This window comes from Sporosarcina sp. P26b (assembly GCF_002743245.1).
In the GTDB taxonomy this organism is placed as follows: domain Bacteria; phylum Bacillota; class Bacilli; order Bacillales_A; family Planococcaceae; genus Sporosarcina; species Sporosarcina ureae_C.
This window is the reverse complement of sequence record NZ_PDYW01000013.1, coordinates 1-16717: the sequence shown is the minus strand read 5'-3', so window position 1 is coordinate 16717 and position 16717 is coordinate 1. Positions and strand designations below refer to the sequence as shown.

Annotated in this window: 16 protein-coding genes; 11 read left to right on the top strand and 5 right to left on the bottom strand. The window is 38.3% G+C overall.

The features are described 5' to 3' along the window. Positions 1–19: 19 nt before the first annotated feature. Positions 20–580 (bottom strand): recombinase family protein, encoded by a 561-nt coding sequence (locus CSV69_RS11470; protein ID WP_158232661.1) that lies wholly within the window; start codon positions 578–580, stop codon positions 20–22. Between the two features lie 105 nt (positions 581–685). On the opposite strand from CSV69_RS11470, the gene CSV69_RS11465 reads away from it, so the two are divergent. Together CSV69_RS11465 and CSV69_RS11460 are read left to right on the top strand one after the other, a co-directional pair. Then, positions 686–2095 (top strand): SulP family inorganic anion transporter, encoded by a 1410-nt coding sequence (locus tag CSV69_RS11465; RefSeq protein WP_099693471.1) that lies wholly within the window; start codon positions 686–688, stop codon positions 2093–2095. Positions 2096–2108: 13 nt separating this feature from the next. Then, the gene (locus CSV69_RS11460) at positions 2109–2522 is read left to right on the top strand and encodes a universal stress protein (RefSeq protein ID WP_099693470.1); all 414 of its coding nucleotides are present in this window, start codon (positions 2109–2111) and stop codon (positions 2520–2522) included. Positions 2523–2648: 126 nt separating this feature from the next. Here the strand turns inward: CSV69_RS11460 and CSV69_RS11455 are convergent, their stop codons facing one another. The 3 genes from CSV69_RS11455 to CSV69_RS11445 form a co-directional block, all read right to left on the bottom strand. Next, entirely contained in the window at positions 2649–3596 is a 948-nt protein-coding gene (locus CSV69_RS11455; RefSeq protein WP_099693469.1) for a hypothetical protein, read from the bottom strand. Beyond that, complete coding sequence (locus tag CSV69_RS11450) at positions 3589–4098, bottom strand: sigma-70 family RNA polymerase sigma factor (protein WP_099693468.1); 510 nt, start codon at positions 4096–4098, stop codon at positions 3589–3591. The genes CSV69_RS11455 and CSV69_RS11450 overlap by 8 nt, the downstream gene beginning before the upstream one ends. Before the next feature lie 127 nt (positions 4099–4225). After that, positions 4226–5002, bottom strand: a complete 777-nt coding sequence (locus tag CSV69_RS11445; RefSeq protein ID WP_085427237.1) for a DUF2935 domain-containing protein — start codon at positions 5000–5002, stop codon at positions 4226–4228. 146 nt (positions 5003–5148) lie between these two features. Between CSV69_RS11445 and nadX the strand changes: the two genes are divergently transcribed. Next, positions 5149–5931 carry an aspartate dehydrogenase gene (nadX, locus tag CSV69_RS11440; RefSeq protein WP_099693467.1) on the top strand — a complete coding sequence of 261 codons (783 nt, stop codon included), beginning with the start codon at positions 5149–5151 and terminating at the stop codon, positions 5929–5931. A 105-nt stretch (positions 5932–6036) separates the two neighbouring features. Here nadX and CSV69_RS11435 read toward each other — a convergent pair whose 3' ends face one another. After that, positions 6037–6318, bottom strand: coding sequence for an amphi-Trp domain-containing protein (locus tag CSV69_RS11435; RefSeq protein ID WP_099693466.1), 282 nt, complete (start codon positions 6316–6318; stop codon positions 6037–6039). A 383-nt stretch (positions 6319–6701) separates the two neighbouring features. Here CSV69_RS11435 and CSV69_RS11430 point away from each other — a divergent pair, with 383 nt between their 5' ends. The 8 genes from CSV69_RS11430 to CSV69_RS11395 all read left to right on the top strand — a co-directional run bounded on the left by CSV69_RS11430 (position 6702) and on the right by CSV69_RS11395 (position 16524). Beyond that, a complete protein-coding gene (locus tag CSV69_RS11430) occupies positions 6702–7886 on the top strand; it encodes an AAA family ATPase (RefSeq protein ID WP_099693465.1) in 1185 nt (394 codons plus the stop codon). A gap of 14 nt (positions 7887–7900) precedes the next feature. Beyond that, positions 7901–9343, top strand: coding sequence for a VWA domain-containing protein (locus tag CSV69_RS11425; RefSeq protein ID WP_233192380.1), 1443 nt, complete (start codon positions 7901–7903; stop codon positions 9341–9343). A 112-nt stretch (positions 9344–9455) separates the two neighbouring features. Beyond that, entirely contained in the window at positions 9456–10988 is a 1533-nt protein-coding gene (locus CSV69_RS11420; protein WP_099693463.1) for a DEAD/DEAH box helicase, read from the top strand. Positions 10989–11001: 13 nt separating this feature from the next. Beyond that, on the top strand, positions 11002–11781 hold the full coding sequence (locus CSV69_RS11415; protein WP_099693462.1) for a YqhG family protein: 780 nt from the start codon (positions 11002–11004) through the stop codon (positions 11779–11781). A gap of 118 nt (positions 11782–11899) precedes the next feature. Then, positions 11900–12589 carry a response regulator transcription factor gene (locus CSV69_RS11410; protein WP_085427231.1) on the top strand — a complete coding sequence of 230 codons (690 nt, stop codon included), beginning with the start codon at positions 11900–11902 and terminating at the stop codon, positions 12587–12589. Beyond that, entirely contained in the window at positions 12586–13593 is a 1008-nt protein-coding gene (locus CSV69_RS11405; protein ID WP_099693461.1) for a sensor histidine kinase, read from the top strand. Before CSV69_RS11410 ends, CSV69_RS11405 begins: the two co-directional genes overlap by 4 nt. 236 nt (positions 13594–13829) lie before the next feature. Then, positions 13830–14591 carry an ABC transporter ATP-binding protein gene (locus CSV69_RS11400; protein WP_085427229.1) on the top strand — a complete coding sequence of 254 codons (762 nt, stop codon included), beginning with the start codon at positions 13830–13832 and terminating at the stop codon, positions 14589–14591. Beyond that, on the top strand, positions 14581–16524 hold the full coding sequence (locus tag CSV69_RS11395; protein WP_099693460.1) for an ABC transporter permease: 1944 nt from the start codon (positions 14581–14583) through the stop codon (positions 16522–16524). The genes CSV69_RS11400 and CSV69_RS11395 overlap by 11 nt, the downstream gene beginning before the upstream one ends. Positions 16525–16717: the final 193 nt, after the last annotated feature.

The following is a 16717-nucleotide window of genomic DNA, read 5'->3' as shown; positions in this document are numbered from 1 at the left end:
AAGTGGTCGGATGTAAATGTTATTTATCATCCGACGTTGTTGCGGTGCGATCATCCAAGTAACGATAAAGCGTTGATTTACTGATCCCAGTCGCTTCTTTGATCTCGTACAACGAAAAATCTTTACTATCATACATCTCAAAAGCGAGTTGTAAATTCACATCAGATTTTCGTGGGCGACCGATCGATTTACCTTCCTGCTTGGCAGCTTGCAAGGTGAAAGTGGAAGAATGACTTAAGAATATAGATTGTAAACTAGTGAAAAACTCAATATTTTGAAGTAGTGTAGCATTCATCATCGATTGATTAGTTAATTCATCTTCGACAAAATAAATCATCAGCTGATCTCGTTCTGCTAATCGTAAAATATCAAGAAACTGTTGAAGCGAGTCGGCTAATACTTCAATGTTTTGAACGTACAATTCATCCCCATTTTGTATTTGCATAAATAAGCGTTCAAGTTCTGTTCTTTTTTTGGCCAAGCCATGTGCCTCTATATAAACTTCATCTGTTATTAGACTGGTTAACTGACTAGTTGCTTGTTGATCAGATACGGTCGGCCGAATATATCCATACTTCATCTTTTCATTCCTTTCCTCCCAAAACCATTCACTTATGGGACTGCAAATGTTATGCTGTTTACATTCTAACATGGGAAATGGCTGACATCATGAGAGGGGAACAATATGCAAACTTTACAACAACAATGGTTCGGGAATGTGCGAGCGGATATATTGGCAGGGATTGTCGTAGGATTAGCGCTCATTCCGGAAGCATTGGCTTTTGCTTTTATCGTGGGCGTCGATCCGCGTGTAGCGTTATATGCATCATTTACTATTGCAGTTATAACTGCGTTTGTGGGCGGTCGTCCAGGTCTGATATCTGCCGCAACAGGTGCAATGGCTCTAGTACTCGTCAGTTTAATGGCCAATCATGGTCTTGAATACGTACTGGCAGCAACGATTTTAACAGGTATAATACAATTAATTCTAGGCTCATTAGGAGTCGCGAATCTAATGCGCTTCATTCCGAATTCTGTCATGCTTGGATTCGTCAATGCGCTTGGAATAATGATCTTCATTACGCAATTACCGTACTTAGTAGGTGCTGGTACGATGACATATGTATTCGCTATTGCGACACTAATATTGGTATATGCGGTACCACGTTTTTTCACAGCTATACCCGCTCCACTGATCGCCATTGTCGTCATGACCGCAATTGCATTACTTAGTGGTGTGAAGTTGCAGTCAATCGGTGATTTAGGGACGATGCCGAGCTCATTGCCGACATTCTTTTTCCCTGACATTCCATTAAACTTTGAAACATTGAAGATTATTTTACCGTATTCAGTAGCATTATCTATTGTAGGATTGCTTGAGTCCTTACTTACATCTCAAGTTCTTGATGATATAACGGATACTCCAAGTAATAAAAACCGTGAAGCACGCGGACAGGGTATTGCCAACTTCATCACTGGGTTCTTCGGGGGTATGGCAGGTTGTGCATTGATTGGCCAATCGGTGATCAATATGAAGTCGGGAGGCAGAGGGCGTTTGTCCACGCTGACCGCAGGAGTATTCTTGATGTTCTTGATTATTGTACTGGGAGATGTAGTCGTTAAAATTCCGATGCCAGTTCTCGCTGGGGTCATGGTTATGGTAGCTGCGACAACATTTAATTGGGGCTCATTTAAGTTCTTGCGGTCTGCACCACGTTCAGAGTCTGTAGTGATGCTTGTTACAGTGGCGATTATTTTATATACGCATAACTTGGCAATCGGCGTGGTTATTGGAGTTATTCTAAGTGCATTATTCTTTGTAGCGAAAATTTCTCGTGTAACTGTAACTACTCACGATGGAGTCTATAAAATCCAAGGACCGCTGTTCTTTGCTTCCACAACGAAATTTATTCAAGCTTTTGATCATGTAAATGAAAAGAGGATCACGATCGATTTTGAAAATAGTCAGCTATGGGATGAATCTGCAGTAGGTGCGATTTTTAAAGTTGTGAGCAAATTAGAGAGCAGGGGGATCAACGTCACGATGCGAGGGTTAAATTCCTCGAGCCAACAACTGTATGAAAAATTATTGTGAAGGAGTGAATAGTATGAAGATAGCTGTAGCAATTGATGGATCAGAAAATGCAATGCGTGCTGCAAAACACGCAATAATGTTGGCGGAGTATTTACCTAAAGTCACGTTAGAAATTATTTATGTACAAGATTACAGTAAAGCGAAGGATGAGAGATTATTATCGCAAAGCCCTGAAAGCTTGTCTTTAAAACGTGAGCAAAAATTGCATCCGATTTTAGCGATGGCTAAGGAAGCCGCGGTCGATGCTAAAGTGATCATACTAAAAGGCAATCCGAGTCAAGAAATCATTCAGTATGTCAATGAAAAGAAAATTGATAAACTAGTGATCGGCAGTCGTGGATTGAATACTATTCAGGAAATGGTACTTGGTAGTGTCAGTCATAAAGTAATGAAACATGTTGAATGTCCTGTGACGGTGGTGAAATAAAAATCAATTACTTTACTCAGATAAATATAGATTGTTTTTAAGCATACTGACTTCATGTATATATCTAGTGAAGTAATGCGTTACGTGAAGAAGCGGTAGCCCTTTAAAATGGGTCTACCGTTTCTTTTACTTTTTATATTCATTCCATTTGATTATGTCATAGAATCTTGTCGGACGCTCTTGCTTAGTGATTGCGTATGAAAGTGGATCAAAAGTAATTTCAATATGCATATCAGGTTGAATGTCATCAAAGGATTCGCTGGAGTCGAACCAGGCCGATTCATAAGCTGCCTCTATTATTTCATCCGTAGAAAGACCCTCATAATCTTTTGGTTCAAGCCCTGACACAAGCAATACTTGTCCTTGATCTGCAGATGCTACCACGCCATCTAACTTCTGAGTTCGAAACTTTTCCGTTAAATCTGGAATAGATTTCTTCTCCATGAACGCTGTGATGACTTGTTGATGCTCTTTTTGGAAAGCGTCTAGTATTTGTCGTTGGGTTGTTTTGTCTTCTGCTTTATTAAGTTGGAGCCAGTCCATGACGAGTGTATGACGTTGAGTGTATGTCAAAATAACTTTGAAATATTGATCATAGCTATATCCGAATGCGTCTACTTGAGTTTTTTTCATGTTCTTTGCTTGTTCTTCGGTAAAGTCATCAAAAAATGTTTTTTGTTGTTCGGCGATAAGTGTATCAATTTTCTCCATGTCTTCCTTGTAGCCTAAAGAATGGGCATAATCAATAATGGAGTCGATTTCAAGTATGTCCTGGAATATACGATAGCGTAAATCATCTGAATCCCCTTGGTCATTCTTTTCATTCTGTAGCATGAGATCATATAATGTCTCGTCTATTTTATATGTGCTACCATTTGTGCTAATAGAAACGTTTTGTAAGATATTGAACGTGATAAATATTATAGCAGCTAAAACGATAGCAGAGGCAACAACGGGAAATGGATTTCTTCGTTTTGGTTTACTTCCGCCATAAAGGACTCGTTGCTTTAATTCTTCCTTATCATTGAAAACGTCTCCCGCCACAGCATCTAAACTTTTTTTCACCTTATTCAATGGAAAGCACCTCCCAATAATCAGCTGACAGTTTATCTTTTAACAGAATACGTGCTTTGGTCATTCTCGTTTTTACGGTGTTTTCCGACAGATCAAGAAACGCAGCAATCTCTCGCATAGTTAGTTCTTCGTAATAATAAAAAAGTATAATTTCTCGATACTTTATAGGTAATGTCAATATAGCAGAAGCAATCGCAGACTTTTCTTCCTGCAGAATCAATCGATCATGTTCAGTATGTATAGTTTCTGCCCATTCTTTATTAAATTTCAAATGTCGGAAAGACCAGCTTCGCAAATGATCTTTACAGCGGTTCACTGTTAGTTTCGTTAAATAAGCGCGTAACTTTCCTCGTTCTTGATAGTTCGATTTCTCGTAAAATGAAATGAACACCTCCTGGACGATATCCTTCGCCAGTTCATGATCACGTAAATAGAAGTAGGCCATTTTCAATAAATGTTCCCCGTATTGATCCATGACCTGTTCCAGTTCCACGGAATCCATTCCCACCACCGCCTCTCTATTATTATAACGAAGCTCGGAGAAGAATAGTTTTGCTCTAGTTGATTTTCACGCGATAAACACAAAAAAACATAACAAGGAAATAGATCTTGTCATGTTTTCGTGTAATTTAGTTAACTACTTGATCTTCAAGGTTTTTCCACAGATGATGCGCTTCTCTCGCAATGTGTTCAAGTAAATCAGGTGGAGCAGTCGTAACTGCAGCACAAGCTTTGATCAGTTCGCTTAATTCTAGCTTAAAGGCTTCTAGCGCTTTGGCTTCTTTGATTACCATTTGATTGAACGTATTCAATACAGGTGAAACTTCATTGCGTGGTCTACGAATAATGGTCTTCAGAGCTTGCGCCTGCAACAAAAGATTTTCAAACTTTCTTGTCATGGCACGCACTTGATCATGCAATTCATAGTTAGAGGCATCCACGTAGTGACTAATGAAGATTAAGTGATCGAGCATTTGGCGAAGCCAGAAATTGCTTTCATGCAACGTCGCATCAGCTGGAGTAATGTAGGAATTCGTTTCGATCAATTTGAACACTCGCTCTGCTTCTTCGGCTTCTCGTATCATATGATCAAGAAGGGAAGTCGGGGTAGAAATGATTACATCACAATGAAGTGCACGGTCCATTGTATGAATTAGCAAATCAGAAAACTCTTTCGTCGAACTCTTCGCTTCATCGATGATTAATCCAATATCACCTGTTTTAGATTCAGTTTTCTTGAAAATTTTCCCCATACGATCGACCATTTCCTGATTGGCGCGTGCTAATTCTAGCTCATGATGGCTGATTTCTCGATCGAAAAATTCTCCATGCTCAAAGTTGTTACGCACCCAAAAGTCGATAATACCATACGTATCGCGTTCATAATTGTCCGTATACCCAGCCATATCGTACATTCCCCCTACTATCTATTGTCTGCCATCAACATCATCCTATTCGTCTAGGGTGTTGATTATGTATAGACAGGGTATCTAAATAGAAACTCATCTATTTCTTGTGGAAGTGTATATACTAGAGGAAGAGGTGTTATGAAATGAAAATTGGTGTAATAGGAACTGGAAATATCACGCAGTATTTATTGGAAAGTATAAATGAAAACAAAAAAGTGGATGGGGAGGTCGTCTCCTTATTTGGACGAAACGAGGAAGTGGGGCCAAGGCTAGAGTCACAGTATGGAGCGAAATTCTATACGGATTTCCAACAGTTCATTGAATCTCCGGTCGACGTGATTGTGGAAGCAGCAACGATCGGTGTAGCGATAGAGCACATGGAAGAAGTATTGAAGAACAAGAAAGATTTGATTCTCAGCAGTATTGGCGCGTTTAAAAATATAGATTTTTTAAATGAAATGAAAGAAGTTGCAAAATCATATGAGCAACACATCTATTTGCCTTCAGGTGCGATAGGCGGTCTGGATCTTCTTCAGTCAGCAAATTCAATGGGTGGCTTGAAAGAAGTCCATATTACGACTAGGAAAACCTATGAATCATTGGGGCTTGAAGTTCAATATGTAGAAGAGTGTATTTTTGATGGCGTCGCATTGGATGCCATTGAGAAGTTTCCTAAAAATGTTAATGTGGCGTTATTACTTTCACTTGCCGGACTTGGTGCGCAACATACGACAGTCCGTGTCATTGCGGACCCGAAAATTCGACGTAATACACATAGTATTGAAGCGAAGGGTGATTTCGGCAAAATGAATTTGACGATTGAAAATGAACCAATGCCAAATAATCCCAAAACAAGCTATCTTGCCGCATTAAGTATTTTGTCTACTCTACAAAATAAAGGCAATGCGATTACGATAGGTAGCTGAAATAAAAGTAAATAATCATATGTTAAATACAGATTAAATAGTAAGTAAAATATAAGAGGCTATCCATCGTTTATATGATGGATAGTCTTTTTCCATCTAATCATATTAACTAATGGAAATACCGGAATCCCTACTTTTATTCCCATCACGCCACTCAAGTTCTACTTCGAATGAATACTTATTCTGTTCTTTTTCTAATTTTATTTCGAGCTCTACCTCGGAAGCGGGTGTAACTCCATGATGTACTCCATCGTGAGTCAATGTAAATGTGCCATCTTCTCTCAATTTCTTTGCGAGTGTTTCAAGGAATTCTGCAGCGTGCGTAAGTGACATTTTTTCTTCATAATCCACTAGGACGACCTTTGTATTCTTCTTTTCGATCGACATCTAACACTCACCTCCCTAAATTATACATTCATCATAGCATATCAATTTTCATTAAAAAAATTGCAAAATACATAATTGTATAATCATTGTACAACCTATTAGTGAAAACTTATGACTTACTATCAATAAAGTATTACAAAAATATATAGTATAGAAGAGTTTATATAGCGCAAAGGGGGTAGTAATAGAGTAGAGTGTCTTGGATGAACGTAGTACGTATTGAACTTAAACCTTAAGTCTAAGGTTAGACAAAAGTGTAATCATACTAACTCCGATACAACATGAAAGAATTAATCCTTTAAAGGTTAAAAACATGCTATTTCAGTCACACTGTTCTATAAAGCCAACAGTAGATCATTACTATAAATTGAGGAGTTGCCTATATGGATATTAATTTACAGAAGTTACATGAAATCAAAAGCGCGTTGAATAAAAAGTTTTTCGAAAGAGAAAATGAAGTAGAGGGAATTTTAGTAGCGATTCTGTCTAGACAACATATGTTAATGATTGGACCGGCAGGAACTGCGAAATCTGCACTGGCGGTAGAATTAACAAAAATCGTTGAAGGCACTTTTTACTTTCAATGGCTACTGACAAGATTTAGTACACCGGAAGAAGTGTTTGGTCCTCTTTCATTAAAAGATTTAGAAGAAGGCGTGTACAAGCGAAATACTACTTCTAAAATGCCGGAAGCGCATCTTGTATTTTTGGACGAAATTTTCAAAGCAAACTCTGCAATACTTAACAGTTTATTGACATTAATTAATGAACGATTATTCTATAATGACGGTCATCCCATTGAAGTACCGTTAATATCAGTTATTGGCGCATCCAACGAATATCCCGAAGAGGGGGAAGGACTTGAAGCCTTATTTGACCGATTTTTATTGCGTTTTGAAATAGACTTCATTGCCGACGAATCGAATTTTGTATCGATGATGAAAGACGAGGGAGAAGAAGTTGAAACTCCCAAAATGCATTTGGATGAATTAATACAACTTCAAAACATGGCGGATAAAGTGAAAATTCCTGATGAAGTATATGAAACGTTGTCTACTATTCGTAGAGAACTACAGGATGAAGGAATTCAGCCGTCCGACCGTCGATTCAAACAATCTTTAAGTATCTTGCAAGCTAGGGCGCTAATCAATCAAAGGGAGTCAGTACAAATAGAGGATATTGCCATACTTGAGAATGCATTGTGGGAAACACTTGATCAGAAAGAAGCAGTGTGCACCATCGTTCGCCGACATTCACAAGATGGATTAGCACAAAGACTTTCGGCGATTGAAAATGAAGCGAATGAAATTTATGATTCCGCAGTGCGTGATCAGTCGACGGAAGCAGGTATGGAGGCAGTCCAGAAAATTTCAGCTTTATCAACAGAAGTAAATAAGTTGAAAGAGGAAAATGAAAGCCGAGTGACAGAAATTGATCACTTACAAAATCAGCTCGTTTCATTAAAAAATGAAGTGGAAAGCAGTCGTTTAGATACTGCTTACTATGGAGAAACGAATGAAAAAAAAGATGGAAATGGCGACCAGACTGGAGTCTTTTTTAGAATGTAAAAGGAGTGATTTCTATGAAACGCAGCAAAATAGTTAGAGATCATCGCTCCGTATTGAATACTGATGCATACGATAAGAGGCGCTTTAAAGAGCTGTTCGAGATGTCAGAAGGTTTGCAAAAGGTTAGAGAAGAAGGTCAATTACCCACTACGGAATCATTGCTCGGGGATATTTGGGCGGCGCTATATAAAATGAAACCTAGGATCTTAAAAGAGGGAATAAACCCTGCGCTGAAACCGAATCGGACGATTTTAGAAAAAATAATGAGTGACGAGCATTTTGAAGAATATAGAAGCTTCACAAAACTGGATGATTTGGCAGCCACGGTCTGTACAGTGAAATTCGGTGAGAAGATCAATGTTTGGCTTGCTGAGGCAAAAGCTCTCGATGAAGACTTGCTGAAACAAATGGAAGCCGTAGAATCTCTACAAGATGATGTGCCGTTTGAGCAAGCAGATGAGGAACAGGGTGAAATAGAAGATGGCCCTATCCAAGAACTTGCCGATGCTACGGATAAATTAAATGATAAGCTCGAATTAACACTAGAAACGAATGGCGAGCGGTTTTTACAAGCGATAGACGAAGCGGTTGATGAAACGATCAAAGTAAAGGACAGTTTGATTTCCCTCATGGGTGGCAGCACCGCAGGTAAAGGAGATGCAGAATTAAAGAAAGTGCCGTTGCGTGAACAATTAGCGATAGCTGATCAAGTCGCGATGGATCCCAAGATGCAAGAAATTGCGGAATGGGCAGGGCGTTTTCAAGAAGTAGCGCGAGAGAAACAGAAAACGAATTATATAGAAGCGATGGAAAGACGTGGAGTGACTATGGGAAGTGAACTGGAACGGCTCTTGCCTATGGAGTTAGGACTTTATTCAAATAAAAAAACAAAAAAAGACTTTCTTCGTCGTTTTGCTGAAGGCGAAACTATGCAGTTTGAACAGAAGAAAAGAGAAAACCTTGGAAAGGGACCAATCGTTTTTTGTCTCGATCAGTCGGGAAGTATGAAATTGCTCGATAATCAGTCAAAAGGATTTATTCTGGCACTTCTATCGATAGCCAAAAAACAACGTCGTGACTTATGCGTTTTATTATTTTCCACAGTGATCCAGAAGGATATTTATGTGAAAGGCAAAATCACATCTAATGAACTTGCAAGGTTAGCACGAACTTACTTGGGCGGTGGGACAGACTTTTCGTTATCGCTACAAGGAGCATTAGAAGTAATAGAAGAAAGTACATTCAAAAACGCCGATGTTATTTTTGTCAGTGATGGAGAAGATGAAATTAGTGAATCGTTCCTAAATGAATTTAATGAGAAGAAAAAGCAAAAGGAATTCAATGTACTTACTCTAGTGCTAGGGAAAGATACTACCATTGCAGAATCATTTTCTGATCGTGTAATACATGTAACCGATTTTGACGACGAAGGTAGTTTTGTCGCTTTTGAAATATAATCGAAGAATCATTTAAACCTTCCTGTATGCGGAAGGTTTTTTATGTTTTATCATAATATCTTCTTTTTTGGGTATTCTAATCAAAACATACAAGCTAGTTGAGGTGATTGGAATGCTAATTGAAAGATCGTCTTCTTGGAAAGAAGGATTTATCAAGCGACTTGAAAACCATGAACCGTGGGACAGTTCTGCGCTTTATAACATGAGCTACGCCATCACGAAAAATAACTTAATTACTAATTTTACTGGATTACAATCACTTGCGTATTTACCCAACATCAAACCTTTGCCCCATCAATTACAAGCTGCTGAACGAGTGATTGAACAGATGAATGGTAAAGCAATTTTAGCAGATGAAGTAGGGCTTGGAAAAACAATTGAAGCGGGCCTGATTATTAAGGAATATATGCTGCGAGGACTGGTAAAAAAAGTACTTATTTTAGTTCCTGCTTCTCTCGTAAATCAATGGATAGAGGAACTGTATACAAAGTTTCACATCCCTGCTCTGTTATACAAAAAGAATTACGAGCTTGATTATGTAGACGTAGTAGTGATGAGTATGGATACTGCCAAGCGGAGTCCACATAAGGAAAAGATTTTTGCACAAGACTATGATTTAATTATTGTAGATGAAGCACATAAATTAAAAAATCATAAAACCATTAGTTATGAGTTTGTGAAAAGTTTGAAAAAGAAATTTTGCTTATTATTAACAGCTACACCTATTCAAAATGATATTTTTGAATTGTTTTATTTGGTCACTTTACTTAAACAGGGACATTTAGGAAACTATGATGAGTTTTCTACAGTATTTTCCACTAAAAATCGGGATGAAGAACGGGATGGATATTTAAGAGAACTAGTTAGTCAAGTCATGGTGCGTAACAGACGACAAGATACGGGCGTAGAATGGTCCACTCGGAAGGTGCACGCGATACCTATAACATTTACTGACAAAGAAAAACAAGTCTATGCAGCGGTATCCAATCTCAAAAACATATCGCCAATATTCTCAAACGCATTTTCTACTATGACATTGCAAAGAGAGATGTGTAGCAGTCCAGATGCAACAATGGGTACATTGATGAAATTACGTCAAGAATGTAAGCAGCCAGAGGAAATAACCCACGTGGAAACAATTCTTGGACAATTGGAGAGTTTGCCCCTTCATTCAAAAGCTAAAAAGGCAACCGAACTGATCATACAAGCAAAAGAGAAAGTAATTATTTTCACAGAGTATCGCATGACACAGTTATATTTAAGCGACTATCTATATGCGAATGGAATATCAAATGTCATCTTCAACGGAAAGTTAAGTAAGAGTAGTAGGGAATGGATTAAGCATCTGTTCAAGCAGCAAGCGCAAGTGCTAATTGCGACTGAGTCCGGCGCTGAAGGGATTAACCTACAGTTTTGCCATCACGTCATCAATTATGATCTGCCTTGGAATCCAATGAAGTTGGAGCAACGAATTGGTCGGGTTCACCGATTAGGACAGGAACATGATGTACAGATTTACAATCTCGCTGTAAAAGACACGATAGATGATCACGTGATGAATGTATTGCAAGGTAAGATTGATACATTTGAACAAGTGGTAGGTGAACTAGATGATATATTGGTGATGAAAGAACAGTCTGTGTGAGGGAGGTAGATCCATGCATTCGACAGAAATCCATACGTATCTTCACCGGTTTTTCAAAGAAAATAACTGTGAAGTGCTTCATGGAAACGAGCACTATTTAACTGTACAACTGACAATTGATATGGATAAAAGGATCATGAACCGTCCTTTTTATTGGCGATATATAGAAAGTGTCAATGAAACACCGAATCCCGCACAACTTACGCTAATCACGGACATGGAGCAGGTGCAACATGGAATGAAGGGGGAGGTCATTCATCTTGGTTCTCCTCGCTTGCATCAACTTTTTAGAGTGACCAAAGAAATGGGACAGTTCGTAAAAATGTATGAACGGTTAGTTGAAGTTAACAAACAGATGGTTTTGACCCCGTGGGTTGGTGTGAATTATAAAGTATCATTCATCAGTCATCAAACAAAGGAAATGCTGTATTCATTAGGCATTAATTTGATGACGGGTGCCGTAGTAAAAGATTTTCAGGAAGCTATTAGTTTGCGGGACATGACCGAGCGACAATCTGAAAACGTATTTCATTTACCGTATATCATCACACCTGTTCGGGCACTTGATCGGTTGGACGCTGTAATCACGCAAGTAATTGAAAATGAAGACCTAACGTGGATAGATGAAGCGGAAAAACGATGGAAAAAGGATCTAGCTGTCTTGGATTATTTTTATGAGGAACAGGAACAAAAACCTGAGAGTTATGAGAATGAGAAACGTGCGATGGAAGAACGTTTTAAACCGCGAATGACAGTGGATATTATGAATGGTGGGCTGTTTTATTTGAAATAACGTATAGCCCAAACAAATATAAACGCGCAAGTGAAATCAACTTTCACTTGCGCGTTGTTTTGATTCTACCTTCAGATAGGATAAACTAAAAGTAATTAAGGGAAGTATGGTGAGTCCTATGTTTACGATTATGCTGATAGAAGATGATCAGACATTATTTGAAGAAATAAAAGAACGTCTAACACAGTGGTCTTACACAGTGGCTGGAGTCCAGGATTTTTCAAATGTGTTGCATGAGTTTACAGAAATCAAACCAGATCTAGTCATTATCGATATTCAGTTACCTAAATTTGACGGATTCCATTGGTGTCGGATGATTCGCACGCATTCGAATATACCTATCATTTTTCTGTCTTCACGAGACCATCCAACTGATATCGTCATGTCTATGCAACTAGGGGCAGATGATTTTGTGCAAAAGCCTTTCCATTTTGAAGTGCTGATCGCAAAGGTTCAAGCTATTTTACGACGTGTTTATAACTACAATACCGAGCAGATCTTTGAAGTCAAAACGTGGTGTGACGCAACTGTTGATTTTGTAAAAGGTACACTGACTAATGAAAACGGTACAATTGAGTTGACGAAAAATGAAATATATATTTTGAAAATATTGATAGACAGGAAGAATGAAATTGTATCGAGGGAAGAAATCATTACGAGTCTTTGGGATGATGAACGGTTTGTTAGTGACAATACGCTCACAGTCAACGTGAATCGTTTGCGAAAAAGAATTGCGGAAATTGGCTTGGTGGATGTAATTGAAACAAAAGTGGGTCAAGGTTATATGGCGAAGGAAGAACCGCTATGATTCGATTGTTTGTAAAAGAGCGGGTCAGCTGGATACTGTTTTTTGTTCTTTTGCAGTTGTTGATTATAGGAATGGGCTATCTTGATACAAGTGTGTCATTTAGCTCTGCTATCTACATTGTGTTTCTGTCTACCCTCTTTTTCTTACTGTTTTTAGTAATGCGCTATGTAAGAGAAACACGATTTTACAAAGATCTAAAGATATTAAATTCAACGTTTGATAATAGTGAAATACCAGTAGCCAATACCCCTTTCGAAGTAATAACAGCTGAAAGGATAGCTGAACAAAACCAGATGTTCAACCTTCAATTAAATGAATTACAAACGAGTGTTGAGCAAGAGAAAGACGATATATTAAATTGGATACACGAGGTGAAAACACCGCTTACGACAATGCAGTTAATGATTGAACGTACGGAAGATCCTGCTCTTCGTTCACAGCTAATGTATGAATGGCTTCGTATCCATCTGCTACTCGATCAACAACTTCATCAAAAGCGTATTCCATTCATTCAAAATGATTTATATATCGAAAAAGTGCAAATGGAGAAGCTGTTATATCAAGAGATTAAATCATTAAGACAATGGTGTATGCAAAAAGGGATAGGGTTTGATATATCGTTGGAGACAGAAGAAGTACTGACCGACGCGAAATGGTGCGGCTTTATCATTCGACAACTGTTGACGAATGCGGTGAAATACAGTGAAGCGTCAGATATATGTATTCGAAGTACGAGGCAGAATGAAATCACTTCGCTATCAATAGAAGACGTTGGTCGTGGAATCGATCCGAAAGACATATCCCGCATATTCGACAAAGGCTTCACCGGAACTGTCGACCACCAAGACCATGCAGCTACAGGAATGGGACTGTACTTAGCGAAACAAGTGGCGGATGCACTGCTGATTGATATCCAAGTAGTGTCCACAGATGGAGAAGGTACGAGGTTCAATTTAATCTTTGCGAAGGAGAACGAGATGATTCGCATTGCTAGTATGAGATAAGTAGGCTTGAAGCTCGAATTAACGAACGCTTCAAGCCTACTTATATAGTGGAGCGATGCATAATACTACTAGTCAATAGCGTGTAAATTATGAATTCCGTTACATATAGTTAAAACTAATTTGATTTGAGCTTACAGCATGTGACGAGTTTGTCACATGCTTTTTCAGATTGTCATACTAAAGACAGGAGAAAAATCTATGGATTGATTAAGATAGTACTAACAAGGAGTGATGGAATGGTAATTTTACAAGCAACGAAAATATATAAATCATATGGCAATAAGTTTAATAAACAAGAAGTACTCAGTGCGCTTGATTTAGAAGTAAATAAAGGTGAATTCGTCAGTATTATGGGTGCATCTGGATCCGGTAAAACGACTCTGCTTAACGTTCTCTCTTCTATTGATCGGGTAAGTCAGGGAACGATTAGCATAGAAGGGCAGAATATTAATCAAATGAAAGAGAAACAAATGGCGGAATTCCGTAAACGTCACTTAGGCTTCATCTTTCAGGACTATAACTTACTCGATACGTTAACTGTGAAAGAAAATATTTTACTTCCGTTATCGGTACAAAAAGTAGCGAAAAAAAGAGCCAATGAAAAGTTTTATGCAGTGGCGGAAGACTTAGGCATTGCAGACATTGCAGACAAATATCCCAATGAAATCTCAGGTGGTCAAAAGCAAAGGACGTCTGCTGCGCGAGCGTTTATTCATGATCCAAGTATCATCTTTGCGGATGAACCAACGGGCGCACTCGATTCAAAAGCAGCATCTGATCTTTTGAATAAATTAAGTGAGCTCAATACGAAACGAAATGCCTCTATTGTGATGGTCACTCATGACCCATTGGCGGCAAGTTTCAGTGAGCGTGTCGTGTTCATTAAAGACGGACAAATCTACACGCAACTCTATAAAGGAGACCAAACACGGACCGAGTTTTTCAATGACATTATAAAAACGCAAGGTGTATTGGGTGGTGTGCAACATGACGCTTAATCAACTAATCTTCCGCAATATTAAGAAAAACCTCAAGCATTATTATGTGTATATCTTTGCTTTAGTCTTTAGTGTTGGTCTGTACTTTTCATTCGTTACACTGCAATTTGATCCTGCATTGGACGATGCAACGAGTGGAATAAGAGGTGCTGCGGCTATCAAGTCAGGTTCCATTTTACTACTTGCTATTGTATCTGTTTTCCTGCTTTATGCTAATAATTTATTCATCAAACGCCGCAGTAAGGAAATTGGCTTGTTTCAATTGATCGGTATGACGAAAGGGACAGTTTTCCGCATATTGAGTGTCGAGAATTTCGTGTTGTACATTGGCTCTTTAGTTGTGGGGGTATTTGCGGGCTTTTCAATGTCTCGACTATTGATGATTATTCTTTTCAAGGTGACAGGTGTAAAAGATGTAGCAACACTACGATTCTCTTCTGAAGCGTTACTGCAAACGTTAGTAGTATTTGCGTTGATCTATATTTTGATTTTGATCATGAACGCAGTATTTATCAAACGACAAAGCATCTTGTCGCTGTTTAGTGTGACAACTGTTACACAGCAACGTGTACAAAAAATGACGATGTTTCAAGTAGTAATTGGTGTAGTAGGAATTTTGCTTATTGCATGTGGCTATTATTTGTCAACTCAGTTATTTAAGGGTGTAATCCTTAGCAATTATTTGTTCACTACAATGGTCGTCATCCTGGCATCCGTTATTATAGGTACGTACTTATTTTATAAAGGTTCTGTCAGCTTCATCTTCAATCTAATCCGTAAACGAAAAGGTGGGTATCTAAACGTTAACGATGTACTGTCCCTTTCTTCCATCATGTTCCGAATGAAATCCAATTCGTTACTATTAATGATTATTACCACATTGTCCGCGCTATCCATTGCGTTGTTATCACTTAGTTATATATCATATTACTCAGTAGAGAAAACAGTGGAGAGGACTATTCCCGCAGATTTTACTATTCCAAATAGTGAGCGTGCTATGGAATTCACACAAGCGCTGGAAGAGAAGAACATTGACTATACGGAGACGGCTACGGATTTAATAACATCACCTGTTGATTTATCAAAAGTCATGACAATGCCAGGAGAGGTTACTGGAGATCAGAGTTATGCCAATACGCGAATGATCGTAATTAGCGAACAAACAGTATTGGAAGTAGATGTAGAAGAAGATGAAGTGATGTTTATTAATTCAGATCCATTGATGGAGAAGTTCATGCAGTTCCAAACTGATCAACAAGCTATTTTTCAAGGTAGAGAACATTCATATGATCTGACTTTTACAGGCACAAAAGATTTAGTTGTTCTACCAACTCGTATAACATATAATTTTCCTGTTGCCGTAGTTGATGACCTAGTATACAAGCAAATGCAAGACGATCAAGACATTTCCTTTACGTCAGAATTCACTGTGTACCATGGAGTAAATATTGTTCAGAAAGATGAACTTGAAAAAGCGAATGACATTTTCAATAAGTTGGAAATAAATATATGGGCGGGACATGAATCAAAATATGAAGGAAGAATAAACCTAAAACAAAGTGTTGGTATTACGATGTTCATCGTAGGATTCCTTGGTCTTGCATTTCTCATCACATCCGGCTGCATTCTCTATTTCAAACAAATGGACGAAAGTGAAGACGAGAAATCAAACTACACGATTCTTCGTAAATTGGGCTTTACACAATCTGATTTGTTGAAGGGGATCCAGAAAAAGCAATTATTTAACTTTGGTATTCCATTAGTTGTCGGATTGCTCCATAGCTACTTCGCAGTAAAATCGGGATGGTTTTTATTCGGTACTGAAATGCTAACACCAATGATTATTGTGATGTTAATTTACACGGCATTATACTCGATATTCGGATTACTATCCGTTATAAATTATAAACGTGTGATAAAAGATTCTCTATAAAGTGTAAGAGGCTGGGACATAACTAGCCAGAAGTGAGCCAAAAAAGGGTTCGATCATCGGTTTTTGATGATCGAACCCTTTTTGTATAGAAATCCTTGTACGACTTCTATACATTTACCTCCCTGGCAGTGTACTTTCTCAAGTTCACTGCCAATAAACCGAAGGCTAATTCATTTTTCACCTTTTCCTTTCC

Coding starts and splice junctions, on each gene's coding strand:
- CSV69_RS11415 (WP_099693462.1), top strand. CDS start 11,002: ATGCATTCGACAGAAATCCATACGTATCTTCACCGGTTTTTCAAAGAA.
- CSV69_RS11470 (WP_158232661.1), bottom strand. CDS start 580: ATGAAGTATGGATATATTCGGCCGACCGTATCTGATCAACAAGCAACT.
- CSV69_RS11425 (WP_233192380.1), top strand. CDS start 7,901: ATGAAACGCAGCAAAATAGTTAGAGATCATCGCTCCGTATTGAATACT.
- CSV69_RS11400 (WP_085427229.1), top strand. CDS start 13,830: ATGGTAATTTTACAAGCAACGAAAATATATAAATCATATGGCAATAAG.
- CSV69_RS11410 (WP_085427231.1), top strand. CDS start 11,900: ATGTTTACGATTATGCTGATAGAAGATGATCAGACATTATTTGAAGAA.
- nadX (WP_099693467.1), top strand. CDS start 5,149: ATGAAAATTGGTGTAATAGGAACTGGAAATATCACGCAGTATTTATTG.
- CSV69_RS11445 (WP_085427237.1), bottom strand. CDS start 5,002: ATGGCTGGGTATACGGACAATTATGAACGCGATACGTATGGTATTATC.
- CSV69_RS11405 (WP_099693461.1), top strand. CDS start 12,586: ATGATTCGATTGTTTGTAAAAGAGCGGGTCAGCTGGATACTGTTTTTT.
- CSV69_RS11430 (WP_099693465.1), top strand. CDS start 6,702: ATGGATATTAATTTACAGAAGTTACATGAAATCAAAAGCGCGTTGAAT.
- CSV69_RS11450 (WP_099693468.1), bottom strand. CDS start 4,098: ATGGATTCCGTGGAACTGGAACAGGTCATGGATCAATACGGGGAACAT.
- CSV69_RS11395 (WP_099693460.1), top strand. CDS start 14,581: ATGACGCTTAATCAACTAATCTTCCGCAATATTAAGAAAAACCTCAAG.
- CSV69_RS11420 (WP_099693463.1), top strand. CDS start 9,456: ATGCTAATTGAAAGATCGTCTTCTTGGAAAGAAGGATTTATCAAGCGA.
- CSV69_RS11460 (WP_099693470.1), top strand. CDS start 2,109: ATGAAGATAGCTGTAGCAATTGATGGATCAGAAAATGCAATGCGTGCT.
- CSV69_RS11465 (WP_099693471.1), top strand. CDS start 686: ATGCAAACTTTACAACAACAATGGTTCGGGAATGTGCGAGCGGATATA.
- CSV69_RS11435 (WP_099693466.1), bottom strand. CDS start 6,318: ATGTCGATCGAAAAGAAGAATACAAAGGTCGTCCTAGTGGATTATGAA.